Raw genomic sequence first — 24860 nt, forward strand, 5'->3', positions numbered from 1 at the left:
GACGCTCGCGCCCGGGGTCCCCTCCGGTCTGCCTCGAGTCCACCCACCCGGGACCGTCTCGCTCACTGGGACCGAATCGCCGTCGCGAGGCTCTTGTGTCCGCGGAGCCGACGAGGGGACGTGACAGCCGCAACCGACGTCGAGATCCGCCGCGTCCGGACCGAGTCCGAGCTGGCGGACGCGCTCGCGGTCCGGCGGACCGTGTTCGTCGACGAACAGGGCGTCCCGCCCGACCTCGAGGTCGACGCGTACGACGACCTCGACGCGGCGACGCACCTCGTCGCCTCCGACGACGGTCGGGCGGTCGGGGCCGCCCGGCTTCGCCCCTACCACGGTGGCGACGGCGAGGGTGACGACGTGGTCGACGAGGGGGAGCCTCCCGCGCGGGCGAAGGTCGAACGCGTCGCCGTGCTCGCCGAGCGTCGCGGCGAGGGGATCGGGGCGCGACTCATGGACGCGGTCGAAACCGCGGCGCGCGAGCAGGGGGTCGAGACGCTCGTCCTCCACGCACAGACCCCGGTCGAGGGCTTTTACACGAAGCGTGGCTACGAGACCGTCGGCGAGGAGTTCGAGGAGGCGGGCATCCCGCACGTCGAGATGGTCCGCGACCTCTGAACGAGCGGTGAGCGGGGACGTGATCGCACGGGCCGGACAGTGACGGCGTCGCACGAGCCGGACGGTGACGGCGTCGCACGAGCCGGGCGAATCAGGGCCGCGTTGCCCGGACGGCGAACAGCCGCTCGACGGTCGGCACGCGACACGATGGTCGCGCCCCTCTCACACACCCGCCGTAGCAGTCGACTACCCGCGCCCGTCGACCGCCGCAGCGGCGTCCGCGAACCCCTCACGCACCACCTTCGAGAGCGCCGGGTGAGCGTGGATGGTCTCCGCCACGTCGTGGACCGAGAGACCGTGCTTCATCGCCACGACGGCCTCGTGGACGAGGACGCTCGCCTCGTGCCCGAGGACGTGGACGCCGAGAATCTCGCCCGATGGGGCGGCGAGCACCTTCACGAAGCCCTCCTCGAGCTTGAGCGCCCGGGCCATCGAGGTATCCGAGAACTGTGCGGTGCCGACGACGTAGTCGACGCCCGCCTCGCGCAACTCTCCCTCCGTCCGCCCGACACCCCCCACCTGTGGCTCGGTGAAGATCGCGTGTGGGACGGCGTCGAAGTCGGCCGGATGGTCGCCGCCTCTGAAGACGTTCTCGACGACGAGGTCGGCCTCGTAGTCGGCGGTGTGTTTGAACATCGAGTTGTCCGCGACGTCGCCCATCGCCCAGACGCCGTCGACGGTGGTGCGGAGGTAGTCGTCGGTCTCGACGAAGCCGGCGTCGTCGACGCTCACGCCCGTCGTCTCCAGGCCGATAGCGTCCGTGTTCGGCTTCCGACCCACCGCGACGAGGAGTTCGTCGCCGGCGACGGTGACGACGTCCCCGTCCTCGCGCTCGGCGACGACCTCGATCCGGCCGTTCCGTCCCCGCACCGCCGTCGCCCGGTAGCCGGTGTACACCTCGTGTCGACTGCTGGCGATCTCGGTGAACTCGCGTGCGACGTCCTCGTCCTCGCGGGGGAGCAGCGTGTCGAGCATCTCGACGATCGTCACCCGGGAGCCGAGTGCGTCGAAGTAGTAGCCGAGTTCGGCGGCGATGTAGCCGCCGCCGAGCACGATCAGTTCGTCGGGGATCTTCCGGAGGCGGAGGGCTTCGCGCGAGGTGAGGTAGTCGACGTCGTCGAGGCCGTCGATGGGTGGGACGAACGGCCGCGACCCCGTGGCGACGACGACCCGCTCGCCGGTGTAGCGCTCCCCGTCGCCGTCCTCGACGGTGTGGTCGTCGACGAACCACACCTCGCGTTCGACGAGCGTGAGGTTCGCCTGCTCGCGTTTCGCCGCCGTCATGGCGTCCGCGGCGTTCGCGTTCGTCGTGTTCACCGCCTCGACGAAGCCCGCGACGTCCAGCTCGTCGATGTGGGCGTGGACACCGAACCGTGCCGCCTCGCGGACCGTGTTGGCCAGGTTCGCCCGCTGGATCAGCATCTTCGAGGGCGTACAGCCGCGGTTGAGACACGTGCCGCCGATCCGTTCCTTCTCGAACAGTGCGACGTCGTACCCCTCCGCGGCGGCCGCCGAGGCGACGATGTTGCCGGTGCCCCCGCCGATCACGAGTGCGTCGAACTCCTGCATACGACGGACGTCGCGAGAGCGGGCGATAGCCGTTCGGCGGTCTGGTGTGGACGGTGCCGGGGGACGGTAGCGTTATTAGGGGGGTCAGCCGTCGGTCGAGCTCGTGGGGCGAGCGGGGCGCAGACGTCCGGTGGATCGGACGCGGAGGGACGCGACCAGCAAGGCGAGCGTCGCGATCGTGATCGCAACCGTGACCGTGATCGCGACCGCGACCGGAACGGCCACGGTCGTCGTCGAGAGCCAGAACACGGCTAGGAGGAGGGCGACCGGGAACGTCAGCGAGGCCGTACTGGAGGGAGGGACGCGTGGGGCGATGTCGGCGTGGGTGGGTGGCTGGTACTGCATGGGACGGGGACGGACTCCCCATCGCTGTCTGTGTGTGCGACGAGCATAAATGATTCCTGAAGGACATTTCTGTAACCGAGCCGACTGAAGATTCTTTCACCGGACCGCGCTCCGACCCGACCGTCGGGACCTCGTCGCCGGGCGGACGCGACCGATCGGGCAACGCCGCTGCCGGGCGGGAGAACCGGGGGCTTCTTCCTGTCGCCCCCGACACAGTTCTTCGACGATGGCCGACGATCTGACACCCGCCGAAGCGTTCGGCGCGCTCGCGGACGAGCGACGGGTCGAGATCCTGCGCGCGCTCGACGCGACGGCTGGACGAGCCAGTTCGTTCTCCGCGCTCCGGACCCGGGTCGACGTGAGCGACAGCGGTCAGTTCAACTACCACCTCTCCCGCCTCCGGCCACACTTCGTCGAACGGGACGAGGACGGCTACCGGCTCACCGCCGCGGGCAGGCAGGTCGTCCGCGCGGTCGCTGCCGGTCGGTTCACCGCCGACGCCCGGATCGAGGAGTTCGAGCACGACAGCCGCTGTTACTGCTGCGGGGCGACCCTGCGGGTGTCGTACCGCGACGAGCGGCTCCGGTTTCACTGCCCGGACTGCGACCGGGAGGTGCTGAACGCCGGCTTCCCCTCCAGCGGCGTCCGCGAACGCTCCCCCGCCGAGGTCGTCGACGCGTTCGCGCGCTTCTCGTACCATCGGGTCTCGCAGGCCCGCGAAGGCGTCTGTCCGGACTGCTCCGGTCCCGTCGCTGGACGGGTCACGGAGAACGTCCCGTCGACGATCGACAAGCCCGCCGTCGTCGTCTTCACCTGTGGCGTCTGCGAGGGTGCGGTCTGGACCTCGTTCGGCGGGCTGGCCACCTACGATCCCCGGGTCCGTTCGTTCCACCGCGACCGCGGCATCGACCTCGACGACGGCTACTACTGGGAGTTCGCACAGTGTCTCTCCGGCGACTTCACGACTGTGAACTCGACCGACCCGTGGCGATCCACGGTCGCGTTCCCCCTCGGCGACGAGATCTGCCGCGCGCGGTTCGAGGGGAGCGATCTCGTGGCGGTCGAGCCGTCGGACTGAGGACGGGGCCAGTGAAGACGTCGTTCTCGACACACGGAGAGTTGCGTCCGATGATATATGTAGTACAGAAGACACTTATCCCGGGGACACGCGATAGACGTATGGACCGCCCGGACGCACGAACGGTCTGGAAGACCCTCGAGGACCGGGTCGGAGACCGGCTGCGTGCGGTGATCCGCTACGACGGTTTCGAGTACGACTCGGTCACACGAGCCGACGTCCGCGAGCGTTACACCGACGAGGACGCGCTCCACCTCGTAAACGACATCGTCGTGAACCAGTTGACGCTCGCCGACTCCGAGGACCTGTTCGACGCGGGGCGGTATCGAGCGTTCATCCGGGTGTTCGACGATGCCTGGATCGTCACCCTGCCGGACGACCCACCCGCGAAGACCGGATACGTGGTCTCGTTCGACCGGGACGAGGGAGAGTCGTCCGTCGACATCGACGCCCACGTCCACGCCCTCGAAGCACTCGTCTCCGACGACACCGCTCACGACCTCGAATACGTCCAGCCAAACGGTTGACGTCGTCTCACGGCGTGCGATCGCTGGTCGACGGAGACGAACGACCGCTACGACAGCCGCTTCGACACGTACGGCCCGTCCTGGTGGTAGCCGAGCTTCTCGCGGTAGTACTGCCGGACGCCGATCCCCGAGATGACGGCGAGCTTCGAGAAGCCGTCGTCCGCCGCGCGCGACTCGGCTTCGCGGATCAGCCGCCGTCCGTAGCCGCGGTGCTGCCAGTCTCCCTCCCTCCCGAGGCTGGCCTCGCTCCCGTACACGTGGAGTTCGCGGACGATCGCCGCGTCGGCCAGTTCGGGGCGCACGGGGTCGGCGTCGGGGCGGTCGCCGTACGGCGAGCACGACGGGTAGCGGAGGCGGCAGAAACCGACGAGGAGATCGGCGTCGGGATCTTCGAACGCGAGGAACTGCTCGCGGCCGCCGGCGGCGTCGTACTCCGTAACCGAGAGTTCGACGCGCTCGGGGTCGGGATCGGCGTCGTTCATCCCCACCTCGCGGGCGCGGATGTCCCGGAGTTCGATCCCCCGCTCCGCGGCGCGCCCTTCGGCGAGCTGTCTGAGGTTCGACTTCCAGACGCCGGCGTCGATGAAGTCCGCGGGGATGTCGCGCTGGACCCGCTGGAGGCGGGTGTACTCGGGGACGAGTCCCATCACCTCGGCGACGAGGTCGGCCGCCTCCTCGTTCCCGAGGGGGTCGTACTCCTCGCGCCGCCACATGTCGTACACTCTCGTCCCCCGCACGACGAGCGTCGGGTAGATCTTGAGGTAGTCGGGCCGCCACTGTGGGTTGTCGGCCAGTTGACGGAAGTCCTCGACGCACATGTCGCGCGTCATCCCGGGCTGACCGGGCATCATGTGAAAGCCCACCTTGAACCCGGCGTCGCGCAGCCGGCGGTTGGCGTCGATCGACGCCTGCGTGCCGTGCCCACGGTGCATCTCGCGGTTGATCCGCTCGTAGGTGGTCTGGACGCCCACCTCGACCTTCGTCCCCCCGAGCCGGAGCATCCGGTCGATCTGCTCGGGGTCGCACCAGTCGGGCTTCGTCTCGAACGTCATCCCCACGCAGCGCACGTCGGCGGTCTCGTTCTCCGCGATGACGTCCTCGACGTAGCGGAACTCGTACTCCTCGGGGTTCTGGGCGAACGACCGTCCCTCGGCGGGGTCGGGGGGCGAGTCGAGGTCGTACTCGTTCATCGCCTGGAGGGCGCGCTTGACGAACCACTCCTGGTAGTCGTGACTCCGCGCCGTCATCGTCCCGCCCATCAGGATGAGTTCGGCCTTGTCGACCGGGTGGCCGATGTGTCTGAGCTGCTCTAACCTGAGCGTCACCTGGCCGTAGGGGTCGTAGTCGTTCTGTTCGCCCCGCGCCGCCGCGGGTTCGTGGCCCGTGTACGACTGCGACGACGAGAACTCCGACGCGGGACCGCCCGGGCAGTACAGACACTTCCCGTGCGGGCACATGTGTGGCGAGGTCATGATCGCGACGGGCGAGACGCCCGACGCCGTGCGAACGGGCTTGCGGCGGACGACCGCCCTGACCTCGTCGCGGCGTTCGTCGGGCGCGTACTGGAGGACGTCGGTGTTCTTCGGCACCTTCGGCGAGCCGTGTTCGGAACACGCCTGGAGCTTCGCCCCTTCGAGGGAGTCGGCGTCGACCTCGCCGTCGAGGATCCGCTCGACCAGCGTCTCGCAGGTCGCTCGAAAGGCCCCGGTCTCCTCGGGTGCGGCGTCGTCGACGGCGTCGCCGTCGACCGCTCCGTCCGCGGTGCCTGTCATCGCCCGAGAGTCGTGGACAGAGGCGAATAAGCGTGTCGTTCGTGGGGACTCCAGCGGCGTATCGGTCCCGACACGCCGAGGGATCGAGGTCCGAGGTGGGGCAACGAGGCCCGAGACGCGAGGAGCACGACGAGGCCCGAGACGCGCGATCGGTCGAACGTCCCGTCTCGACCGTGTCCCTCGGGCGAAACGTTATGTCGGGCGTGTGCGCTTGTCGAGCCATGTCGAAGACACGGGGTGGTGACGCGGCGGCGCACGTGCCGGCGACGCCGCGGCGGGCAGGACCGGCCGACGACGGGTCGCAGGTGGCGGGACGGCATCAGCGGCAGTGGCCCCCCTTCGACCGGGGCTCGGAAGCGATCGACCACCGGACGGGAGCCGTCGATGAGTGACGGCCGTCTCGCTCCGGACACCGTCGCCGCCTATCTCGTCCGTCGGGGCGTCGTCAGCGAGACGGCGTCGCCGACGGTCGAAACGCTCGGCGGTGGCGTCTCCAACGCGGTCCTCCGCGTGACCACGGACGACGACTGTCTCGTCGTCAAACAGCCGCTCGCGAACCTCGCGGTCGACGACGACTGGCCCGCGGACGTCGAGCGCGTCCACAACGAGGCCGCCGCCGCGAGGGCGTACGAGGAGATCATCCGGACGGCCTCGCTCGCGAACGTCCGGGTGCCGGGTGTGGTGTTCGAGGACCACACGGCCCACGTCATCGGCATCGGGTGTGCGCCGGCCGAGTCGACGATGTGGAAGCGCGACCTCCTCGACGGGCGCGTCGACCCCTCCATCGCCCGGCGGCTCGGGGAGTTCCTCGGCACGAGCCACACCGTCGCCGCCGGCGATGGGGAGTTGCGCGACCAGTTCACCCACGAGCGGCCGTTCGAGCAGCTCAGGCTCGACCCGTACCACCAGACCGTGGCGGATCGCCACCCTGATCTCGCGCCGACGATCGAGGCGGAACTCGACCGGATCAGAGGGGTCAGCCGGACACTCGTCCACGGCGACTTCAGCCCGAAAAACGTGCTCGTCGACCGCGGAAACGGGGACGACGAACCGGCCCTCTGGCTCCTCGACTTCGAGGTGGCCCACTGGGGCGACCCCGCCTTCGACGCCGCGTTCATGCTCAACCACCTGTGCATCAAATCCGTCTACCGTGCCGCGAAACAGCCCCGATACGTCGAGGCAGCCCGTCGGTTCTGGGAGGCGTACGACGCCCGGGTCGACTGGTCGATCGAGGCCGAGACCGTCCGCGAACTCGCGATCCTGCTGCTCGCGCGGGTCGACGGCAAGTCCCCGGTCGAGTACGTCACCCGCGCGGACACCAAGGAGCGACTCCGGTCGACGGCGAGGCGAGCGCTCGTCGAGGAGGTCGAGACGTTCGAGGGATTCGTCGCGCTCGTCAAGGAGGCAGCGGCGTGAGCCGGATCGACGACGTGACCGCGTGGGAGGTGCTCGACTCCCGCGGGAACCCCACCGTCCGCGTCGCGGTCGAGAGCGGCGGCGAACGCGGCGTCTTCACCGTCCCGGCGGGTGCGAGCACGGGCACACACGAGGCGGTCGAACGGCGCGACGGCGGAGATCGGTACCGCGGGAGGGGAGTGACCGACGCCGTCGCGGCCGTCACCGACGAGATCGCCCCACTCGTCGAGGGACGCGACGTGTTCGATCAGCGGGGGCTCGACGCCGCGATCGAGGAACTCGACGGGACGCGGTCGCTCTCGCGGCTCGGGGCCAACGCCGTCCTCGGCGTCTCCGGTGCCGCCCTCAGGACGGCGAGCGCCTGCGCCGGACAGCCGCTCTACCGGTACCTGGCGACGGAGTACGGCGTCGACGGGACCGACGAGGAGGGCCGACTCCCCGTGCCGATGATAAACGTCATCAGCGGCGGGCTCCACGCGCGTGGCGGGATCGAGATCCAGGACTTCCTCGTGATCCCGCACGGGCGGGACTCGATTCGTGGCTGTCTCGAGGTGGCGTGGGACGTCCGCCAGGCGGTCCGCGACTGGCTGCTGGACGAGGGACACAGGCCCCTCGTCGCGGACGAGGGCGGGTTCGCGCCGCCACTCGACGGGATCGACGAGGCGTTCGAACTCCTCGTCGACGCCATCGAGACGGCGGGTCACGTCCCCGGCGAGGAGTGCTCGCTCGCGGTCGACGTCGCGGCGACCCACTTCTATGACTCCGCCACGGAACGGTACGAGATCGAGAGCCTCGGTCGCTCGTTCACGCCCGAGGCGTTCGGCGACCTGGTCGTCCGCTGGACCGAGGCGTTCCCGCTCGTCTCCGTCGAAGACCCGCTCGCGGAGGACGACTGGACGGGCTGGCGTCGCCTCCGCGGACGGATCGGCGACGGCGTCCAGGTGCTCGGCGACGACCTCCTCGTCACCGACGTCGACCGACTGGACCGCGCGGTCGACGCCGGGGCGGCGAACGCGGTGCTGGTCAAGCCGAACCAGGCCGGAACGGTCACCAGAGCGGTCGACGTCGTCCACCGTGCGCTCGACCGGGACGTCGCACCCGTGGTCTCCGCGCGGTCGGGCGAGACGTGCGACGCGACCATCGCGGACCTCGCCGTGGGTCTCGGCGCCGGACAGATCAAGATCGGCTCGCTCGCCCGCTCGGAACGGCTCGCGAAGTACAACCGGCTGCTCGAGATCGAACGCTTCGGCGATCCGGAGCCGCCGTCGGTGTCGGCGGCAGCGTTCGGGCCGGAGTGAGCCCCGACCGTGGAGCCTCGGAACCACGCGATCGGATGAGGGACGAGCCACCTGGAGTCGGCCGACCTCCCCGCCCCGCTCGTCGACCGGCTATAGCCGGTTCTCGGTTTATGTCCTTTCGCGGTCACTCTCCGGTCGATGTACGTCGAGATGCTCGGTCACGAGATCGAACTCCAGACTCCCCGACTCGCCGAGAGTCGGCAGGTCGTTCGTGAGCAGTTGGCCGAGTACGAGCGAGGCACGCGCCGTCGGTTCGAACTCACCTTCGACGAGCTGGACGGGTTCACCGGTCGCGTCCATCGGGAGATCCGTGCGATCCCGTACGGCGAGACGCGGACCTACAGCCAACTGGCCGAGCGTCTGGACACGGCTCCGATCGCCGTCGGGGGGGCGTGTGCCCGGAACACGCTCCCCGTCGTCGTGCCCTGCCACCGTGTGGTCGGCACGGACTCGGTGCGCGGGTATCTCTATCCGGGGCTCAAAACGAAGCTGCTGGCCCTCGAACGGACGCATCATGAGTGAGGACGGAAGCGGGTCGTCACCCCGACCGGACGCCGCGGCGGACACGACACCCACGGATAGCCACACCGCGATCTCCGTCTCGTTGAGCGTGTGGCATCCGAACTGCTGGGTCATCGAACTCACGGAGCGGCTGGACGTCGGGCTCGTCGGCTACGGGACGCGGACGAGGGCCGACGGGCGGACGACGACACTGTACACGCTCTACGCGGACACGGTCGAGGAGATCCGATCGGCGATCGAGGAGATCCGCGCGCACCCGCAGGTGTACACGGTCTCCGAGGTGAACCAGCCACACCGACGGGAGTCGATGTCGACACCGGGGAACGCGACGAAGGGGCTACTCGTCGACCACGACGGCACGACACAGATCAGCGACGAGTTCCTGTCCCGTGGGTTCGTTCACGCCGAACCCGTCGACGGATACGACGGACGCGAGTACTGGACGTTGCTGACCAACCACGACCGGGACACCCTGCGAACGCTCCTCGACGAGATTCGGACGACCGTGGGGGCGGAGATCACGGTCCTGAGCATCACGGATGCGACGTGGGGGTCGGGGCTGGGCGGGCTCCCGCTCCACAGACTGACCCGACGCCAACACGAGGTGTTTCGGCTCGCACGCCGGGAGGGGTACTACGCGACCCCTCGACGCGTCTCGGCGGACGCGCTGGCCGAGGAACTGGGCGTCTCGACGTCGACGATCCACGAGCACCTCCAGAAGGTGGAGGCGAAGCTCCTCGGGTTCCACGAGTGAACGGAAACGTACTGACAACACTGGTCCGAACGGACGTCCGAAGCCGGGGAGACGGTCGCACCGACCGTGTGTCGGTGGTGTCGGCACCGTCGGCACCACCTCACGTCTGGAAGGAGTCCTCGGTCCCACGTGGCCACAAGCGTCGTGTACGAGCGCCCCGACGACTCGACGTGATGTCGCTCCACCCGTACCGGACCCGTGCGTACCTCTGCGGCTCGCTCGCTGGCGCGTTCACCGTCGTCGCGCTTTTCGCCCGGCGGGACAGGTCTCGACCGACCTCGTGGCTCGCCCTCGGCGCGGCGCTCGTCTCCGGGGCGCTCTCGGTGGCGTTCGAGGAGGCCGCCCAGCGCGACTGACGCGGCCGGCGTGCCGACTGACGGGACCCCGTCGGCGCACCAGGGGTCGCGTGGCTCGCGAGGACGCCCCGTGCGCGCCCCACTCAGAGCACGAGTCGGTAGAAGCGGAAGAACTCGTCCTCGATGGGGAGGACCTCGACGCCAGAGAAGCCCGCTCCGGCCACGTAGTCGCGCAGGGTCGCCTCGCGCATCACCGTCCCGGTGCCGACGCCGTCGTCGACCAGGCTCACGGGGAGGCAGTGGAAGACGCTCCAGCCGTAGAAGAACTCCTCGGCGGGACCGGCGTCGGGGGAGAACGAGTCGGCCGTACGCTCGTCCATGACCAGGACGGTCCCGTCGGGAGCGGCCAGCGACCGCATCGTCGACAGCACGGCGACGGGGTCGGACATGTCGTGGACGCACTCGAACGCCGTGACGAGATCGTACGACCCGTCGACGTCGGCGGCGTCGGCCTGGGTGAACGTGAGCCGGTCGCCCACGTCCGACGCGGCGGCGTTCTCGCGGGCCCGGTCGATCGAGACCGCGTCGGCGTCGATCCCGTGGACGGTCGCCTCCGGGTACGCCCGGGCGATGCCGATCGACGACCAGCCGTGGCCACAGCCCACGTCGACGACCGCCCCGCCCGCCTTCAGTCGTGCGTCCACGTCGTCGAGCGACGGCAGCCACTCCTCGCCGAGTTGGTTGACGAACAGCGGGCGGTTGAGCGCCGCCTGCCCCTCGTGCATGTCCGCCCCGAACGCGTGGAACTCGATGCCCTCGCCGGTGCGGTAGGCGTCGGCCACCTCGTCGACGATCGACACCGCGCCGACGACGGTCCGCGGGAGCGACGCGAGGTAGTCGAGGCTGTCGGGGTCGGTGAGGACGGCCGCGTGTGCCTCCGGGAGCGCGTACCGCCGCTCGGGTGCGGGTACGTCGGGGTCCTCGCACGTCAGGACGCCCGAGACGGTCCCCTGTTCGAGCCACTCGCGCGCGTAGCGCTCGTTCGTGCCCGTCGCGGCCGCGAGTTCGACGGGCGTCGACGGTCCCTCGGCGGCGAGGGCGTCGTAGTAGCCGAGTCGTGACCCGAGGTGAATCGCGTACGTCGTGAACGTCCCGAGGGCGGCCTCGAAGACGCGGTCCTGGAACTGTTCGACCGCGGTCCGATCGATCGTGGGCTGTTCGGTCGCCATGTCCGAACAGAGGGGGAGAGCCAGCGTATAGTTACTTTCTGCGACTCGTTTCTCGAATCGAAATCGGGTGTCCGTGACGAGACGGACGCAGTGCGGCGTGACGACAGGTGGCCGACGAGACGCGTCTCACGGCGTGAGACACAGTTATCCGCTCGTGCCACCAACGTGTGTCAGTAACTGCCACACACGGGGGAGAGAACATGACAGACGCAGATCCGGCGATCATCGACGAACTGCTCCAGAACGCACTGGAGATCCAGCACCTCGGCCTCCGCGAGGAGCGACCCGACGACCGGCTCGACACCGACGCGCTCGTCGACGTCCTCCGGCACCGGGAGCTGTTCGAGGCACTGTACGGGAGCCCGCTCGACCGTCGAGACCTGGAGGCTCGACTCGACGTCTCGCGCGCGACGAGCCACCGCTTCACGCGCTGGCTCGAGGCGGAAGGGTACGCCGAGCGCGTCGACGGCGTCTACCACCTGACCGGCGAGGGCGAGATCGTGGGCGAGGCGGTCGTGGGGTTCGAGCGGAAGATCCGAACGGCGGACCGCCTGGCCCCGCTGCTTGACGTCATCTGCGAGGACCACCGCGACTTCGTCGTCGAGCCGTTCGAGGACGCGACCGTGACGGTGGCGACGCCCGCGGACCCGTACGCGCCCGTGACGCGCTTTCTCACCCTCCTCCGCGACTGCGATCGGTTCCGCGGCTTCAACACCACCCACATGATCCCACCGGGGCTGGCCGACATCTACGGCGGCGACGGAGACCCGTTCGCCGACTGCGAGGCCGAACTCATCTACCTGCCGGACGTGGTCGAGACGTTGGGCGACGACGAGGGAGGCTTCCGGCGCGCGATCGACGGCGACCACCTGACACTCCTGACTCGTGACGCGCTGCCGTACGGTCTCGCGCTGTTCGACGGCGACGACCGGAACCGCGTCGGCATCGGCGGCTACGACGAGGAGACGGGGACGATGCGCGTGTTCGTCGACACCGACACGGCGCTCGCCCGGGCGTGGGCCGAACGGGTGTACGAGACGTTCAGGCGGGATTCGACGCCGCTTGAGGCCGGCTGAGTCGGAGGCGTCGACTGGAGGCGACGCTCGAACGACGGCGACAGCGACGGCCGTCGGGACGCGGGTGCCGTCGAGCGCAGAAAAATCGGTGACTCGAGGGGTTCAGACCTGTTCGGCGATCGCGGCGACGACGGCGTTCAGCACCGCTTCGCGCATCCCGGAGAGGAACTCGATGCGCCCGTCTCGGACGCCGAAGGCGGTCACGCCGGCGCCGGGAACGCGCTCTCGCGCCTGCGCCGCGACGTCCCGGACCTCGAAGGGGACGGTGCTCCGGATGTGGAGTTCGTCGGTGCCGACACCGACCGTGACGAAGGGGACGTCGTCGGCACGGTTGCGCCGGTGGAGTTCGTCCAGCAGGAGCGTCGTCGGCGGGAAGTCGAAGCGGTGGGTGTACGAGTCGGTGTCGAGGACGGCGAACCGGACGCCGCCGGCCTCGCGGGTCTCCAGATTCGCCTCCGCGGTGTCGACCTCGTCTTCGAGTTTGACCCGGAACTGTTCGGAGACGTGGCCGGCGAGGCCGCCGTCGTCGTCGAACAGCAGGTCGGTGATGAGTTCGCGCTTGTCCTCGTACGACTGGTAGTACGCCTCGAGTGCGACCGCCTCGCGGATCTCGCGGACGCGGTCGGCGTCGTAGCCGGCCTCGGCCGCAGCGTCGACGTACGCCTCGGGGGTGTTTTCCCAGTAGCTGACCGCCGGGAGGTGGACGAGGTCGGCTCTCGTCTCGGCGTTGACCGCCGCCGCGACGTTCGCGGCGAGCGCGCCAGTCGAGAGGTCGTCGACGTCGACGTCGCCGGCGTCGACCAGCACCTCGGTGACGTCGGCGATCTCCTCGTCGGCGACCGCCGCGTCGAGGACGACTCGGCGAGCGCCGTAGACGCCGAGGAGCCCGAGACCGTCGGCGGATTCGGCCGTCGATCCCGTCCCGACGAGGAGCACCAGCGGGAGCTTCTCGTCGTGGCGGTCACGGCCCTGTAGCATCCGCGTCACGTCGTTCGTCGCCGCGTCCATCCCGTACATCGGATCGTCGAGCGGGCGGCGGGTGAAGTAGTGGTATTCGGCGTCCGAGGCGGCGTGTTCCTCGCGGACGAGCGGCAGGACGGCCCGTTCGATGGCCGCCCCGGCGACGTAGCCGTCGGCGGTCGCCGCGTGGCGAACGACGATCGGGCGACCGTCGAAGACGGCGCGACGGATCGCCTCGGCGGCGTCGGCGAGGTCGTCGGCGAGCGTCTCGACCGCGCCGTGTGGCGCCAGCGGCTCGACCGACTCGGGGCGGGCGCGCGACGTCATCGCGTCGTCGAGGCGGGCCGTGACGGCGTCGGCGTCCTCGCCGCCGAGCACGGTGAGCGCCTCGGTCTCGATCTGCAGGTCGCCGTGGCGGCGTTCGACCTCGCCCGCCAGCCGGACCGCGTCGTCGACCTCGACCTCGGGGTAGGCGCGCACGCCGGCCTCGACGAAGGCGGCACACTCGACCGTGCCGGTCTCGTCGGTGAGCTCGAACACTGTCGGGCCGGACGTCTGGTAGACGTCGGCGACGATCGCCTCGACGCTCACGTCGTCGCCGACGCGGTCCCCGAGATCGGCGATGGAGACGCGGGGGAACGCCTCGTCGTCGGTCGCCACCGGCTCGTCGGCGGGCGCGCTCGCCCCCGTCTCGGCGGTGTCGCCTCCTCCGGACGACCGTCCGTTCTCCGCGTCGCCCTCGCTGCTGGCGGCCGATCCTGACGCCGTCGTGCCCCTGGCGTTCCCGCGGTCGACCGTGGGCTCGTGCGACGGCTTCGGGCGCGTCTTCACCGCCTTGTTCGCGGCGGTCTCCTCGCGGTCGAGCGGCTCTCCCGCCGGGTCACCGTCGGGGTCGTCGATGCGCGCGCCGCGGAACTCGGACTCGGACTGTCGGATCGACCAGCCGAGGTCGACGTTGCCGTTGTCGCGGACGTTCTTGACCTGGACGAAGACGGTGTCCCCGCGGTCCCAGTCGAGGCTCTCGAGTCGGCGGTCGAGTTCGCTCCGGTGCAAGAGACCGGTAACGCTCGGCGAGAGGTCGACGAAGACGCCGAACTCGGCGAAGCCGTCGACCGTCCCGCGGTAGAAGCGACCGGGCGTGAGCTGGTTTGCGTGCTCTCCTCTGAAGTCGAACCAGACGTCTTCCTCGTGGGTAATCCAATCCATGGTGTGTCACTCGGGTGTGGGAGAGACCCGCCGTCGTCCGGCGAGTCAGGTCCGTTGCACGAACGAAACGGCCGCCGACTAAAACGATTGTCGATACGCCTGCGACGTGCGGGGACGTCGAGACCGTGTCGGCGAACCGGCGAGCGGGATGGCGACGGGCCGGCGAGCGGGATGGCGACGGGTCGTGAGAAGGATTGCGAAGAGTCTGAGAGAGATGGCGAAGAGCCGGCGAGCGGAACGGCGACGGGCCCGTGAGACGGGCGTCGACGAGCCGGTCGCCGTCGACCCGGTGGCTACGCGGAGGGCTGCTCGTCGTCGCGGAGGTCGTCGACGTCCGACAGGATCGCGGTCACCTGTTCCGGGTCGAGCGCGACCTCGACGTGGTTCCCCTCACCGTCGTCGAAGACGAACTTCACCCGGTCGCCGAACGCCCGCGCCTCGCTCTCGGTGACGTGGTACAGTTTCACCGTGGCTCCCTTCGTCTTGGTGCCGACGTGTTTGACGGTTCCCTCGTCGAGTTCGATCACGAAGTCCGACAGGTCGAGCGTGAGCATGGATTCGACACGAGGGAGCGAACGGGCAAAACGACGCGGGTCGGTCGAGTCGGCTGAGTCACCTCGGCCGGCCGACTCGCGGTCTCGCCGGCGGTGGCGTGATGGGTGCCGGGGCGCGTCGGCGTGCGTGTCGCGTGTCTCCAGCGTTCCCGTGACGGCGACGTCGTGCGTCTCCAGCGCGTCCGTGACGACGAACACCATCGCCCACGCGACGGCGAGCGTTCCCCAGACGGGGCCGACCCCCGACGCCACCCCGGAGAGCAGCGAGGCGAGTCCGAGGGTGCCGACGACCAGGCCGGCGCTCCACGTCCCGAAGCGACGACCCGGCGTCCCGGTCACCGCGAGCACCGAGACGACCGCCGCGGTCAACACCACGACCGTCATCCCGCCTCCGGCCCCGAACGCCGCGTCGGCGTCGGCTCCCCCGAGCAGTCGGCGGAGCTGTCCACCGCCGTAGACGACCAGCGGGAGGACGCCGCCCGCGACGAGCAGGAGCCGCCGGCGCGACGGTGACCCGTCGGCCACGCGCGGCACGACCGAGTCGGCAGGGTGGAGCGCGAGCACGAGCGCCGCGAGGGCGGGGAGGAGAAGGATGCTCGTCGGCCCACCCGTGAGCAGTACCACGCCGGCGATGCCGGTCACGACGGTCGCCAGCGACAGCGCCGCGACGACGTGCCGGGCGGGCCGGACTAGCTGCACGACCGCCGCGATGAACGCGACGAACAGGACCGTCGAGACGGCGAGGTCGTGAACGAAGCGCGGGTCGGTCCGGTCCATCGTGACCCACCCGACGAGCGGGGTGACCAGCGACGCCCCCGCGCCACCGACGACGACGACCGCGAGCAGGACGACCGCACCGTAGAAGACGAACGCACGGGTGGATCGGACGGAACCGTGACCCATCGTCGGTCCGGGCGTGAGCATCGTCGGTCAGAGGCGACGACGCCAGAAAAGCGAACGGCGGCCGGGCGTCGCGTACGCACCGGGCGACCGGCTGGGACAGGGTGTCGGCCAGGGGAGACGACTCGGCGACGGACCGCACGAGCGCGCCGAGTGACGCGCGACACGACGCACACGGCACGAGACTCAGATCAGCGTCCAGGCACGGGCGACGGCGACGATGGCCCCGAAGCCGCCGAAGGCGTAGCCGAACACCAGCGAACCCGGGAGGACGCCCGCGACGGCGGCCCGGGTCAGCGTCGTCCCGTGGACCTCCGCGAGGCCGACGAGGAGGAGAAACGTCCCGTACAGCGCACAGACGGCACGGAGTTCCGGGACGGGAACGCCGGCGAGCGCACACGGTGCCGTGGCGTAGGCGATGGTCTGGACGGTCTCGCTCACGCCGGCACGGTCGCGGACGAGCACCATCAGCAAGAGCGTCTGAACCGCGGCGGTGAGGTGGAGCGTCGCGGGTGCGACGAGCAGTCCCACGGCGAGGAGCGCCAGGAGCGCCGAGAGGGCGGGCCCGCCCTGGATCGCGGGGACCGATCCCGGCACGAGGAGGAACCGCGTGGCGACGTACACCAGCGCGACCACGACGGCGAAGACGAGACCGGGCGCCTGGTCGCCGGGGACGACGCCGGTCCGGAAGAACCGCCGGGGGTGGACGAGCACGTCGACCCAGGCACGCCCGAGGCCGATCGGTCCCCGTTCGCGCCCCGCACCGGGGGTGTCTACCCACGTCGTCACTGTGTTCGAGGCTAGGTGCGCCGGAGGGTATGACAGTTGCGACATCGCGCCTCGTACGACTCCTCTGCGCCGACGAGGACGGTCGGATCGTCGACGTGTGCAGGCTCGCCGTCGACGAGACGCTGGCTCCGCGTCGCGGGCTCGCCGCAGACGGCGCAGATCGCCCGGAGTTTCTCGACGTACTCCGCGACGGCCATGAGCTGCGGCATCGGCTCGAACGGTTCGCCGGCGAACGTCGTGTCGAGCCCGCTGACGACGACCCGGTAGCCGTCGCTCGCCAGCGACTCGCAGACCGCCGGGAGCGCCGGTCCGAAGAAGTTCCCCTCGTCGATCGCCACGACGTCGACGCGCCGGTCGAGGGCCGACAGGCGGTCGTAGATCATCCACGCGTCGCCGTGGCCGGCGTCGTCCCCGCCGGCTTCCGTGCCGTCGTCACGGCCCCGCTCGTCCTCGCTCCCACCGACGACCGTCGCCTCCCACGTCCGTCCGTCGTGTGATCCGATAGTGGTCTCCCCGTAGCGGTCGTCGACGGCGGGGCTGAAGACGGCCACCTCCTGGCCCGCGATCTCGGCGCGGCGGAGCCGCCGGAGCAGCTCCTCGGTCTTCCCGGAGAACATCGAGCCGGTGACGACCTCGATCCACCCACTGTTGGTGATGGCGTGCACGCTTCGACAGGGGCGAACCGAGTGAGAAAACGGTTGCGCCTCCCGCTCAGCGCCCGACGAGTCCGTGGCCACGGGCGCGTTCGTTGCCGGTCGTGATCGTCTTCGTACCGACGAACACCCCGACACGACGCCGCTCAGTCCGCACAGTGGGTGTCGCCGAGCGACTGGGGGTAGTTCGGGTTGTACGAGTTGAACACGCCCATCGGGTTCGGCTCGTGTACCCACGCGAGCAGTCGCCACACCAGGCCGTCGTGGACGCCGGTCTCGTCGGGGATCCCTTCCCAGATGAACGCCTCGCTGTAGCCGTCGACGAGGGGCCCGTCACGCACGGGTTCGTCGTCGAACAGGTCCGGGGGCGATCCTCGCTCGCGCGTTCGGATCGGGAGGAGGTACGCGACGGCCACGAGCCGCCGCGACGGCCCCTCGGCCGCGTACACGAGGCCTGTCGGTCGGATGGGGTCGACCGCGCGTGCGCGTTCCCACCCCTCCTGACGGTAGAACGCCGCGGCGCACACCTCCGCGAACCCCGCCGCCTCGGCGGCACCGACGTCAGTGTACTGCCGGGTGTGGGCCCGTACCCGCGCCAGCTGTGCGTCGAGGCTCAGCGCGTCCCAGGGTCGGTCCCGGCCGAAGTCGACTCCCTGCTCCCGTGCGGTACAGCCGGCGAGCGCGAGACCGCCCGCGAGGCCACCGACGTGGAGGAAGCGCCGTCTGGTGAGGCGCTGCGACCCGGACGGCTCGTTCCGGTCTGACGACCCGCGCGGACTGGACGGCCGATCGACGCGTGACATGACGGTGACCGTACGTCGACGGTGGGCATGTCGTGTCTGGTGTCGTGCACTGCCGGTGCAGGGATCGCCGGCTTCGGAACAACAGCCGTTAGAACAGTCCGCGGAGCAACGCCAGGAGATCGACGCTGTAGCCGAGCGCCTCGACGCCCTTGAAGCCGAGGTAGATACCGACGATGCCCATGACGCCCGCGACGTTCGGGGGGGCCGGGATGGGGACCTCGAAGGCGGCGAACACCGCGCCGGCGACGAGACCGGTGACGAGCGCGAGCAGGACCTGTGCGTTCGTCACGGCTCAGTCCCCTGCCCCGACGTTCTCGCTCGCCTCGAACGTCTCCGGGTCGGGTTCGATGTTCGCGTACTGGACGACGCGCCGCCCGAGCACCCGGAGCCGCTCTTCGATGTCGGCGTCGGTGATCGCGCCCTCGCCGTCCTCGTAAGAGACGTGTCGGTACGCCCGTGGGACCGCTGCCTGGTGAGGGACCACCCAGCAGTTGAGCGCCCGGCAGACCGAGCGGAGGTGGTCCAGTGCGGTGACGGGGAACGAGCCACCGGCGACGGCGAGGAGCCCGACGGTCTTCCCCTCGAACTCGTCGAAGCCACAGTAGTCGAGCGCGTTCTTCAGGACGCCCGAGTACGATCCGTGGTAGACCGGCGTGCCGAGGAGCACGGCGTCTGCCACGTCGACCGCCTCGATCAGTCGTGCACCGTCGCCCTGGTCCTCGGCGTCGTGGTCAGCGTCGAGCGGCGGGAGGTCGAGCGCCCGGAGGTCGAGCAGGTCCGTCGACGCGCCCGCTCGCGCCGCCTCGTCGAGTGCCGTCTCCAGCGCGACGCGGGTCTTGCTCTCCGCGCGGCGGCTCCCGCAGATGGCGAGTACGTGTGTCATGTCCGGAGCGACGCGAGAGAGAAAGAAAGGTGCCACGGTCCTGTTCGAGACGGTCGGCCACCCGTTCCCGGCAGTGTCGATGTCCCGGGCCAGCGTCGTGCAGGTATGTGGACCGTCTTCCACCTCCCCAGCGGGGCCGTCCATGACTGGACTCACGCGCTCGCCAACGTCGAGAACCTCCTCGACGGCGTCGAACTCGTCCCCTCGGGCGTCGGAGAGCTGACCAGACACTGGTCGGAGGACTGCGCGTCCATCGAGACGCCCTGAGCGGATCAGGCTGGTCGAGCGACTGTGTCGCGGAACTGCCTCGGAGGTCAGCGCCGGAGTCGGACACGAACCTCGGTGGCGTCGTCCGTGTCCCCGTCTGGGGGGGTGCCTGGGGACCCCCCGACGGCGTCGGTGTCGTCGTCGCCGCGGAGTTCGACCAGACCGTCCTCCGCGAGGTCCTCGACGAGTTCGCGGAGCCACTCGCGGGAGTCGGGCCCGTAGTCGACTCTGACGCGCGGGCCGAGTTCCGATAGCGCCAGTTCGTCGTACTCGCCGAGGACGCGGACGACCCGTCCCCGGAACTGTCTGCGGGAGCCCTCGAAGCTCGGCTGCGTCGGCACGTCCGGCGCGGTGAAGTCGCCCGTCTCGTACGCGTGACACCACCGCCGCCACGGACAGCCCGCCTCGTCACATCGTGGCGTCTTCCCACAGGCCACGCCGCCGAGTTCCATGATCGCGTTGTTCCACACGCGGGACTCCCCCGTGGGCATTAGTTCCTGCGCTGCGGCCTCGAACGCCGCGTCGTCGTCTTCGACGGAGAAGGCGCGGTGCAGCACCCGCTTGACGTTGGTGTCGACGACCGCGTCCCCGGTGTTGAACGCGAACGAGGCGACGGCGTTCGCCGTGTATGGGCCGACGCCCATCAGCGTCTCCAGTTCGGCGGGCGAGTCGGGGAACTCGCCGCCGTACTCCTCCGTGACCTGTCGGGCGGCCTCGTGGAGGTACTTCGCGCGGTTGTTGTACCCCAGCGAGTGATCGGACCAGAAGCGCACGACGTCGGCGCGGTCGGCTGCCGCGAGGTCCCGGACCGTCGGCCACTCCGCCAGGAAGTCCTCCCACGCGTCGACGACCCGTCCCAGTTGCGTCTGCTGGCTCATCACCTCGGAGACCAGTATCGAGTAGGGATCCGTGGTTCGTCGCCACGGGAAGTCGCGGTGGTCGGCCTCGTACCACTCGACGAGCGCCGAGCGCACGGCGTCGCAGTCGACCACGGAGAGCGGGGCGTCGTCGTCGCTCATCGACGGACGAAAGGACGAGTCCGGTATAGGCGTGGTGGTTCGGCACTGGACGCTTCTGACGAACAACCGACAGAGCGATCGATCGAACAACCGGTCGGATCCCCTCACTCACGCCCCGTCTATCCGAGGCCGAGCACACCCCGCACGGTCGTCAGGGCGAACTGCGAGAGCGGGATCAGGGCGGAGAGGAGCAGTTTGAGGAGTCCGGAACGGTCGAACGGCCAGATCCGGACCTGCTGGACGCTCGCGGCGGCCTGTTCCGCGACGTCCAGCCGGGCCGCGGCGTCGTCGGGGTCGACCGTCGCCCTCGTCCACCCGACGACGGTCTCGTGCGACCGTGCGTTCACCGCGGCCAGCAGGTCGCTTCGGGCCGCGCGCAGCGTCGCGTGGAGCTGCCACACCGGCACGGCCACGGTCGCGAAGCCGCCCACGATCAGCAGCCCCAGCAGCGTCGCGTGGCCGGCGACGCCGAAGAGCGGCACCGCGGGGGCGAGACCGAGGCCGGCCGACGAGCGGAGGACCTGGAGCGAGTCGCTCAGTGCGAACCAGTAGTACACCGCCAGCAGCGACACGCCGACGAACCACCAGACTGCGACGGTGATGCTGAAGCGCACGAGTCCTTCGAGAGTGTGGGCACCCGTGTAGACGTTCTCGAGCTCCCACTCCGTGGCCCGCCTCACGGTGCCGACGTGAACGCCGAACATGTAGACGCCCGTCAGGACGAGAAACGCGAGCACCGCGTTGACGAGGACGAGCACGGCGTCGTGTGGGACGGTCGGGTTCAGATCGGTGACGACGAGCACGAACGCCGGTTCGAGCAGGACGAACAGGACGACCACGGGTCGGACGTCGTACAGGCGGCGGAGCCGCGCGTCGAGGAACGACTCGTACGTCTCGTCGTCGACCGCGAACGCGGGTTCGACGGCGCGCCAGACCGCGGTGTAGCCGACGGTCCACGTCCCGAGGAGGGTCAGGACGACGAAGACGCCGAGACAGCCGAGGAGCGCCGAGAGCCCCAGGAGCGTCGACGGGTCGAGGAACGCGCCGCCCAGCCCCCACGCGACCGACAGCAGGTAGAGCGCGAAGAACAGTGCCGTGCTCGCGACGGCGGCGACGACCGGCACGTGTTCGGCGTCGGCGGTTCCGAACAGTGCGTGCAGCCAGTTCCGGTGCCGGCCGTCCAGTCCCGCCGCGCGCTCGTCGGGGTGCGCCCCGGCGTCGGGCTCGTGCGGGGGAGACACACCCGCGCTCTCGGGCTCGTCTTGAACTGACACGCTGTGAGACGTATCGCCTTCGGGTGGATTATACTCTCGGTCCACCGAAACGGACAGTCGTCCGGGTGGGAGAGTCCGGGATCGATCTCGCCGCGTCGTTTTCCCGTCCGATCGACGATCGACCACTGGACCGTTCGACAGTTCGGGACCCACCGGCCGTCCACCGACAGCGGAATCACGCCGGTTCAGCCGTTGTCCTTGCGCACCTGTTTCGGGTGTTCGGCGATGAAGACGCTGGTGTGGTCGGGGACGTCGTCGGTGATCCACGAGTTCGCGCCGATGCTCACGTGGTCGCCGATCGTGACTGGGCCGAGGACGTTGCTGCCGGCGCCGATGACGACGTGGTCGCCGATGTCCGGGTGGCGCTTGTACCCCTTCTTCAGCGTGTGCTCCTCGTCCTCCTCCTCCTCGAAGTGGAGCGCGCCGAGCGTGACGTTCTGATAGATGCGGACCCACTCGCCGACCGTGGCGGTCTCGCCGATGACCACCCCGGTGCCGTGGTCGACGAAGAAGTGGTCGCCGATCTCCGCCCCGGGATGGATGTCGATTCCCGTCTCGGTCTTGGCGTACTCGCTGAGCTCGCGGGCGTACTCCGGGACACCGAGCTCGTACAGCTCGTGGGCGACCCGCTGCGTCATGATCGCCTGAAATCCGGGGTACGACCGGACGATCTGGATGTGGCTCTTGGCCGCAGGGTCGCCCTTGTACGCAGCCTCGACATCCCGCTTGAGCGTCCGGCGGATCGACGGCAGCCGGTCGAGCACCGTGTCGACGACGTCCGCACAGTCGTCGCCGATGTACGGCTCGATCCCGAGACAGAACAGCCCCCCGAGCTCCTCCAGCCGGTCGTGGATCGCCGCGGGGTCGTCGACCAGCGACCCCGCGTTCCAGCACCGCGGGAAGATCAGCCGTTCGAGGACGCTCACCTCGTCCCGCAGGTGGTCGCGGCGGGGGAACTGCATCGTCGTCCGCGTGGGAAACGGCTCCGCGTCGTCCTGAAACGACGACTGGAGCCCCATGTGGGCGTCGCCGGTGTACGTGTATCCCATACCGTTCGTTGACCGACGCGAGTCAAGAGAATTGTGCACCCGGCGGGCACCGATCCGACACCCCGCCGGGCGGACGCGAACGAAAAGCCGTATGCCCCTGCCCGTGCTCTGTCCCGCCGTGACACTCGACGACCTCGACGACGACGTCAAAGCCGTCTACAGCGGGCTGAACGACGAACACGCCGTCGCGCTCGACCGCGAGACGAAGAACGAACTCGCGATGCTCGCGGCCGTGTTCGACGCCGACGTCGACGAACTCGTCCGCCGCGGGATCCACGCGCTGTTCCGCTCGACCGTCGACACCGGCGACCTCGACTTCCACCTCCGACAGGGGTACGACGTCACCTACGACGAGTACCTCGCCGGGATGACGTACGACGAGATGACCGGCGCCGACCAGTATCCCCAGCGCGACGACGAACGCCGGTACCAGATGTAGCAGGGCCCCCACCGAGAAGTCCGGATCGGAGGCCACTGGTCGGGGTCGCAGGCGCCGACCAGTATCCCCAGCGCGACGACGAACGCCGGTACCAGATGTAGCAGGGCCCCCACCGAGAAGTCCGGATCGGAGGCCACTGGTCGGGGTCGCAGGCGCCGACCAGTATCCCCAGCGCGACGACGAACGCCGGTACCAGATGTAGCGCCGGTGTTCGTCGGGCTTCGAGCGACTGCTCGACGACGCCGAGCACCGACGGACAGCGCTGCAGGAGCCTCATCCGCGCCACTCGACCCGGATCAACTCGGCGAGTGGCGTGTCGGGCGGTCGTGGGCGGAGCGTCACGCCCGTCGTTCGTTCGTCCTCGCGCTCGGCCGTGGCCCCGCCCTCGTCACCACGCTCGACGGCGAGGGCGTCGACGGCGACGACGAGTCGGCCCCGTTCGAGAGTTCCCCGGAGGACGACGCCGGTCGCGGTCGGCGCGACGTACGGCGGGGCCGCGACGGGCGTCGCTCGCAGACGCCCACCGACCACCTCGACACAGTCGACGAGGACGGTCGGGAGGCGATCCCAGACGCCGGCATCCCGGAGTTCCGTCTCGATCCCACGCCGGACGGCGCTCGTGTCGCTCCGGCCGGTCGCGTCGGTTCCGGTCGTCGCCGACACCGCCGCACAGTCGCGGACCGTCTCGACGACGTCGGCGTGGGCCGCGACGAGGAACGACCGGACCGCGTTCGTATCGACGTCGGTCACGCCGGTGGCTACTCGGCGTGGGAACATATAGTAGCGTTCGAGACGCTTCACGACCGATCGCATCTCCCCGGCCGTTCCAGTGGCTCCCCGAGGCGCAGCAAACGATCGAGTGAGTAGTCCCCTTCGAACGCTACTACAGTTCCGTATCGAGCGAGTCGGCGACCGCGTGCGACCCGTCCCTCGCCAGCGGACGACGCCTCCCCACGTTCCCCACCGATCCTGTGCCCCGACTGTGATTCGACCGCGCCTCACCGACCGTCCGCGCTCGAGCCGACGACGTGTTCCGTGACGACGACGTCGTCGTGGTCGTAGGGAACGGCGACCAGACGGAGCGTGTCCCCCTCGTGGAACCCTCTGAAGTCCGCCTGGTCCGTCGCTCCCGACTGGTACCCCCGGAACTCGGCGATCCATTGGTCGTCGAGACCAGGGACGCGTCTGCTCCGTGGGGCGTGGAGGGACCGCTCTGTGCCCCGGCGTCGGGCGTCGAATCCCGTCCGCCTGGCGACGGCGTACCAGCCGTCACGGTCGTAGTCGAGCGTGTCGGCGAGTTCGAGGTCGGACGCCTCCGCGACGCGGTGCTCCAGACGAACGGCGACGAGCCGGGAGGTCGGGACGAACCGAACGCGAACGAGGCGTTCGTACCGGTCGTCGTCGTCCACGTTGACGCGCTGTTCGTCGACGCTAACGCGCTGGACGTACCGGTTCCCGCGATCCGGGGACCCGTTCCGGAGCTTTCCAGCGACGGTGACCGAGAACAGGGACGCACCCGCACCGGCGAGGACGCCCCGTCGACTCCACATACGTGCGAGAGCGCGGC

The 24860-nt window shown here is 69.8% G+C and carries 28 protein-coding genes; 12 read left to right on the forward strand and 16 right to left on the reverse strand.

Features of this window, described 5'->3' with window-relative positions; all coding sequences use genetic code 11:
* The first annotated feature begins 120 nt into the window (after positions 1-120).
* A complete protein-coding gene (locus FZP69_RS09215) occupies positions 121-615 on the forward strand; it encodes a GNAT family N-acetyltransferase (RefSeq protein ID WP_152041024.1) in 495 nt (164 codons plus the stop codon).
* A 186-nt stretch (positions 616-801) separates the two neighbouring features.
* Here FZP69_RS09215 and FZP69_RS09220 read toward each other — a convergent pair whose 3' ends face one another.
* Together FZP69_RS09220 and FZP69_RS09225 are read right to left on the reverse strand one after the other, a co-directional pair.
* Positions 802-2184, reverse strand: coding sequence for a dihydrolipoyl dehydrogenase family protein (locus FZP69_RS09220; RefSeq protein WP_152041025.1), 1383 nt, complete (start codon positions 2182-2184; stop codon positions 802-804).
* A gap of 84 nt (positions 2185-2268) precedes the next feature.
* Positions 2269-2529 carry a hypothetical protein gene (locus FZP69_RS09225; RefSeq protein WP_152041026.1) on the reverse strand — a complete coding sequence of 87 codons (261 nt, stop codon included), beginning with the start codon at positions 2527-2529 and terminating at the stop codon, positions 2269-2271.
* A gap of 226 nt (positions 2530-2755) precedes the next feature.
* Between FZP69_RS09225 and FZP69_RS09230 the strand changes: the two genes are divergently transcribed.
* Positions 2756-3607 carry a winged helix-turn-helix domain-containing protein gene (locus FZP69_RS09230; RefSeq protein WP_152041027.1) on the forward strand — a complete coding sequence of 284 codons (852 nt, stop codon included), beginning with the start codon at positions 2756-2758 and terminating at the stop codon, positions 3605-3607.
* 101 nt (positions 3608-3708) lie between these two features.
* Positions 3709-4134, forward strand: coding sequence for a hypothetical protein (locus FZP69_RS09235; RefSeq protein ID WP_152041028.1), 426 nt, complete (start codon positions 3709-3711; stop codon positions 4132-4134).
* A 47-nt stretch (positions 4135-4181) separates the two neighbouring features.
* On the opposite strand, the gene FZP69_RS09240 is transcribed toward FZP69_RS09235, so the two are convergent.
* On the reverse strand, positions 4182-5906 hold the full coding sequence (locus FZP69_RS09240) for a tRNA uridine(34) 5-carboxymethylaminomethyl modification radical SAM/GNAT enzyme Elp3 (protein ID WP_152041029.1): 1725 nt from the start codon (positions 5904-5906) through the stop codon (positions 4182-4184).
* Positions 5907-6127: 221 nt separating this feature from the next.
* On the opposite strand from FZP69_RS09240, the gene FZP69_RS22495 reads away from it, so the two are divergent.
* The 6 genes from FZP69_RS22495 to FZP69_RS09265 all read left to right on the forward strand — a co-directional run bounded on the left by FZP69_RS22495 (position 6128) and on the right by FZP69_RS09265 (position 10252).
* The gene (locus tag FZP69_RS22495; RefSeq protein WP_192918515.1) at positions 6128-6298 is read left to right on the forward strand and encodes a hypothetical protein; all 171 of its coding nucleotides are present in this window, start codon (positions 6128-6130) and stop codon (positions 6296-6298) included.
* Positions 6291-7322 (forward strand): phosphotransferase family protein, encoded by a 1032-nt coding sequence (locus tag FZP69_RS09245; RefSeq protein WP_152041030.1) that lies wholly within the window; start codon positions 6291-6293, stop codon positions 7320-7322. Before FZP69_RS22495 ends, FZP69_RS09245 begins: the two co-directional genes overlap by 8 nt.
* Positions 7319-8620 (forward strand): phosphopyruvate hydratase, encoded by a 1302-nt coding sequence (gene eno, locus FZP69_RS09250; RefSeq protein ID WP_152041031.1) that lies wholly within the window; start codon positions 7319-7321, stop codon positions 8618-8620. Before FZP69_RS09245 ends, eno begins: the two co-directional genes overlap by 4 nt.
* A gap of 138 nt (positions 8621-8758) precedes the next feature.
* Entirely contained in the window at positions 8759-9142 is a 384-nt protein-coding gene (locus tag FZP69_RS09255) for a methylated-DNA--[protein]-cysteine S-methyltransferase (protein ID WP_152041032.1), read from the forward strand.
* The gene (locus tag FZP69_RS09260; protein WP_152041033.1) at positions 9135-9896 is read left to right on the forward strand and encodes a helix-turn-helix domain-containing protein; all 762 of its coding nucleotides are present in this window, start codon (positions 9135-9137) and stop codon (positions 9894-9896) included. The genes FZP69_RS09255 and FZP69_RS09260 overlap by 8 nt, the downstream gene beginning before the upstream one ends.
* Before the next feature lie 173 nt (positions 9897-10069).
* Positions 10070-10252 carry a hypothetical protein gene (locus FZP69_RS09265; protein ID WP_152041034.1) on the forward strand — a complete coding sequence of 61 codons (183 nt, stop codon included), beginning with the start codon at positions 10070-10072 and terminating at the stop codon, positions 10250-10252.
* An 83-nt stretch (positions 10253-10335) separates the two neighbouring features.
* Here the strand turns inward: FZP69_RS09265 and FZP69_RS09270 are convergent, their stop codons facing one another.
* Complete coding sequence (locus FZP69_RS09270; protein ID WP_152041035.1) at positions 10336-11421, reverse strand: class I SAM-dependent methyltransferase; 1086 nt, start codon at positions 11419-11421, stop codon at positions 10336-10338.
* Between the two features lie 200 nt (positions 11422-11621).
* Here FZP69_RS09270 and FZP69_RS09275 point away from each other — a divergent pair, with 200 nt between their 5' ends.
* The gene (locus FZP69_RS09275) at positions 11622-12497 is read left to right on the forward strand and encodes a helix-turn-helix transcriptional regulator (RefSeq protein WP_152041036.1); all 876 of its coding nucleotides are present in this window, start codon (positions 11622-11624) and stop codon (positions 12495-12497) included.
* 102 nt (positions 12498-12599) lie between these two features.
* Here FZP69_RS09275 and FZP69_RS09280 read toward each other — a convergent pair whose 3' ends face one another.
* From FZP69_RS09280 to FZP69_RS09310, 7 genes are all read right to left on the reverse strand, one after another.
* Positions 12600-14663 carry a DHH family phosphoesterase gene (locus FZP69_RS09280; RefSeq protein ID WP_152041037.1) on the reverse strand — a complete coding sequence of 688 codons (2064 nt, stop codon included), beginning with the start codon at positions 14661-14663 and terminating at the stop codon, positions 12600-12602.
* 293 nt (positions 14664-14956) lie between these two features.
* Entirely contained in the window at positions 14957-16141 is a 1185-nt protein-coding gene (locus FZP69_RS22980) for a hypothetical protein (RefSeq protein ID WP_240137511.1), read from the reverse strand.
* A 162-nt stretch (positions 16142-16303) separates the two neighbouring features.
* Positions 16304-16906 carry a YIP1 family protein gene (locus tag FZP69_RS09290; protein WP_152041038.1) on the reverse strand — a complete coding sequence of 201 codons (603 nt, stop codon included), beginning with the start codon at positions 16904-16906 and terminating at the stop codon, positions 16304-16306.
* A gap of 11 nt (positions 16907-16917) precedes the next feature.
* On the reverse strand, positions 16918-17571 hold the full coding sequence (locus tag FZP69_RS09295; protein ID WP_152041039.1) for a thymidine kinase: 654 nt from the start codon (positions 17569-17571) through the stop codon (positions 16918-16920).
* A gap of 134 nt (positions 17572-17705) precedes the next feature.
* Complete coding sequence (locus FZP69_RS09300; protein ID WP_152041040.1) at positions 17706-18362, reverse strand: hypothetical protein; 657 nt, start codon at positions 18360-18362, stop codon at positions 17706-17708.
* Positions 18363-18450: 88 nt separating this feature from the next.
* Positions 18451-18651: a XapX domain-containing protein gene (locus FZP69_RS09305; RefSeq protein ID WP_152041041.1), complete on the reverse strand. Its 201-nt coding sequence runs from the start codon at positions 18649-18651 to the stop codon at positions 18451-18453.
* Positions 18652-18654: 3 nt separating this feature from the next.
* A complete protein-coding gene (locus tag FZP69_RS09310) occupies positions 18655-19245 on the reverse strand; it encodes an NADPH-dependent FMN reductase (protein WP_152041042.1) in 591 nt (196 codons plus the stop codon).
* Positions 19246-19350: 105 nt separating this feature from the next.
* Between FZP69_RS09310 and FZP69_RS22500 the strand changes: the two genes are divergently transcribed.
* Entirely contained in the window at positions 19351-19512 is a 162-nt protein-coding gene (locus tag FZP69_RS22500) for a hypothetical protein (RefSeq protein WP_192918516.1), read from the forward strand.
* 47 nt (positions 19513-19559) lie between these two features.
* Here the strand turns inward: FZP69_RS22500 and FZP69_RS09315 are convergent, their stop codons facing one another.
* From FZP69_RS09315 to epsC, 3 genes are all read right to left on the reverse strand, one after another.
* Positions 19560-20531, reverse strand: a complete 972-nt coding sequence (locus FZP69_RS09315) for an A/G-specific adenine glycosylase (protein ID WP_152041043.1) — start codon at positions 20529-20531, stop codon at positions 19560-19562.
* Between the two features lie 119 nt (positions 20532-20650).
* A complete protein-coding gene (locus tag FZP69_RS09320; protein WP_152041044.1) occupies positions 20651-21805 on the reverse strand; it encodes a hypothetical protein in 1155 nt (384 codons plus the stop codon).
* A 185-nt stretch (positions 21806-21990) separates the two neighbouring features.
* On the reverse strand, positions 21991-22854 hold the full coding sequence (gene epsC, locus FZP69_RS09325) for a serine O-acetyltransferase EpsC (RefSeq protein ID WP_152041045.1): 864 nt from the start codon (positions 22852-22854) through the stop codon (positions 21991-21993).
* 118 nt (positions 22855-22972) lie between these two features.
* On the opposite strand from epsC, the gene FZP69_RS09330 reads away from it, so the two are divergent.
* On the forward strand, positions 22973-23293 hold the full coding sequence (locus FZP69_RS09330; protein ID WP_152041046.1) for a hypothetical protein: 321 nt from the start codon (positions 22973-22975) through the stop codon (positions 23291-23293).
* Between the two features lie 273 nt (positions 23294-23566).
* On the opposite strand, the gene FZP69_RS09335 is transcribed toward FZP69_RS09330, so the two are convergent.
* The gene (locus FZP69_RS09335) at positions 23567-24043 is read right to left on the reverse strand and encodes a hypothetical protein (RefSeq protein ID WP_152041047.1); all 477 of its coding nucleotides are present in this window, start codon (positions 24041-24043) and stop codon (positions 23567-23569) included.
* A 248-nt stretch (positions 24044-24291) separates the two neighbouring features.
* Complete coding sequence (locus tag FZP69_RS09340) at positions 24292-24843, reverse strand: hypothetical protein (RefSeq protein ID WP_152041048.1); 552 nt, start codon at positions 24841-24843, stop codon at positions 24292-24294.
* Positions 24844-24860 lie beyond the last annotated feature (17 nt).

The sequence above is a fragment of the Salinigranum salinum genome, from assembly GCF_009176545.1.
Taxonomy (GTDB): domain Archaea; phylum Halobacteriota; class Halobacteria; order Halobacteriales; family Haloferacaceae; genus Salinigranum; species Salinigranum salinum.

Coding starts and splice junctions, on each gene's coding strand:
- FZP69_RS09220 (WP_152041025.1), bottom strand. CDS start 2,184: ATGCAGGAGTTCGACGCACTCGTGATCGGCGGGGGCACCGGCAACATC.
- FZP69_RS09225 (WP_152041026.1), bottom strand. CDS start 2,529: ATGCAGTACCAGCCACCCACCCACGCCGACATCGCCCCACGCGTCCCT.
- FZP69_RS09230 (WP_152041027.1), top strand. CDS start 2,756: ATGGCCGACGATCTGACACCCGCCGAAGCGTTCGGCGCGCTCGCGGAC.
- FZP69_RS09235 (WP_152041028.1), top strand. CDS start 3,709: ATGGACCGCCCGGACGCACGAACGGTCTGGAAGACCCTCGAGGACCGG.
- FZP69_RS09240 (WP_152041029.1), bottom strand. CDS start 5,906: ATGACAGGCACCGCGGACGGAGCGGTCGACGGCGACGCCGTCGACGAC.
- FZP69_RS22495 (WP_192918515.1), top strand. CDS start 6,128: ATGTCGAAGACACGGGGTGGTGACGCGGCGGCGCACGTGCCGGCGACG.
- FZP69_RS09245 (WP_152041030.1), top strand. CDS start 6,291: ATGAGTGACGGCCGTCTCGCTCCGGACACCGTCGCCGCCTATCTCGTC.
- FZP69_RS09255 (WP_152041032.1), top strand. CDS start 8,759: ATGTACGTCGAGATGCTCGGTCACGAGATCGAACTCCAGACTCCCCGA.
- FZP69_RS09260 (WP_152041033.1), top strand. CDS start 9,135: ATGAGTGAGGACGGAAGCGGGTCGTCACCCCGACCGGACGCCGCGGCG.
- FZP69_RS09265 (WP_152041034.1), top strand. CDS start 10,070: ATGTCGCTCCACCCGTACCGGACCCGTGCGTACCTCTGCGGCTCGCTC.
- FZP69_RS09270 (WP_152041035.1), bottom strand. CDS start 11,421: ATGGCGACCGAACAGCCCACGATCGATCGGACCGCGGTCGAACAGTTC.
- FZP69_RS09275 (WP_152041036.1), top strand. CDS start 11,622: ATGACAGACGCAGATCCGGCGATCATCGACGAACTGCTCCAGAACGCA.
- FZP69_RS09280 (WP_152041037.1), bottom strand. CDS start 14,663: ATGGATTGGATTACCCACGAGGAAGACGTCTGGTTCGACTTCAGAGGA.
- FZP69_RS22980 (WP_240137511.1), bottom strand. CDS start 16,141: ATGCTCACGCCCGGACCGACGATGGGTCACGGTTCCGTCCGATCCACC.
- FZP69_RS09300 (WP_152041040.1), bottom strand. CDS start 18,362: ATGTCACGCGTCGATCGGCCGTCCAGTCCGCGCGGGTCGTCAGACCGG.
- FZP69_RS09310 (WP_152041042.1), bottom strand. CDS start 19,245: ATGACACACGTACTCGCCATCTGCGGGAGCCGCCGCGCGGAGAGCAAG.
- FZP69_RS22500 (WP_192918516.1), top strand. CDS start 19,351: ATGTGGACCGTCTTCCACCTCCCCAGCGGGGCCGTCCATGACTGGACT.
- FZP69_RS09315 (WP_152041043.1), bottom strand. CDS start 20,531: ATGAGCGACGACGACGCCCCGCTCTCCGTGGTCGACTGCGACGCCGTG.
- epsC (WP_152041045.1), bottom strand. CDS start 22,854: ATGGGATACACGTACACCGGCGACGCCCACATGGGGCTCCAGTCGTCG.
- FZP69_RS09340 (WP_152041048.1), bottom strand. CDS start 24,843: ATGTGGAGTCGACGGGGCGTCCTCGCCGGTGCGGGTGCGTCCCTGTTC.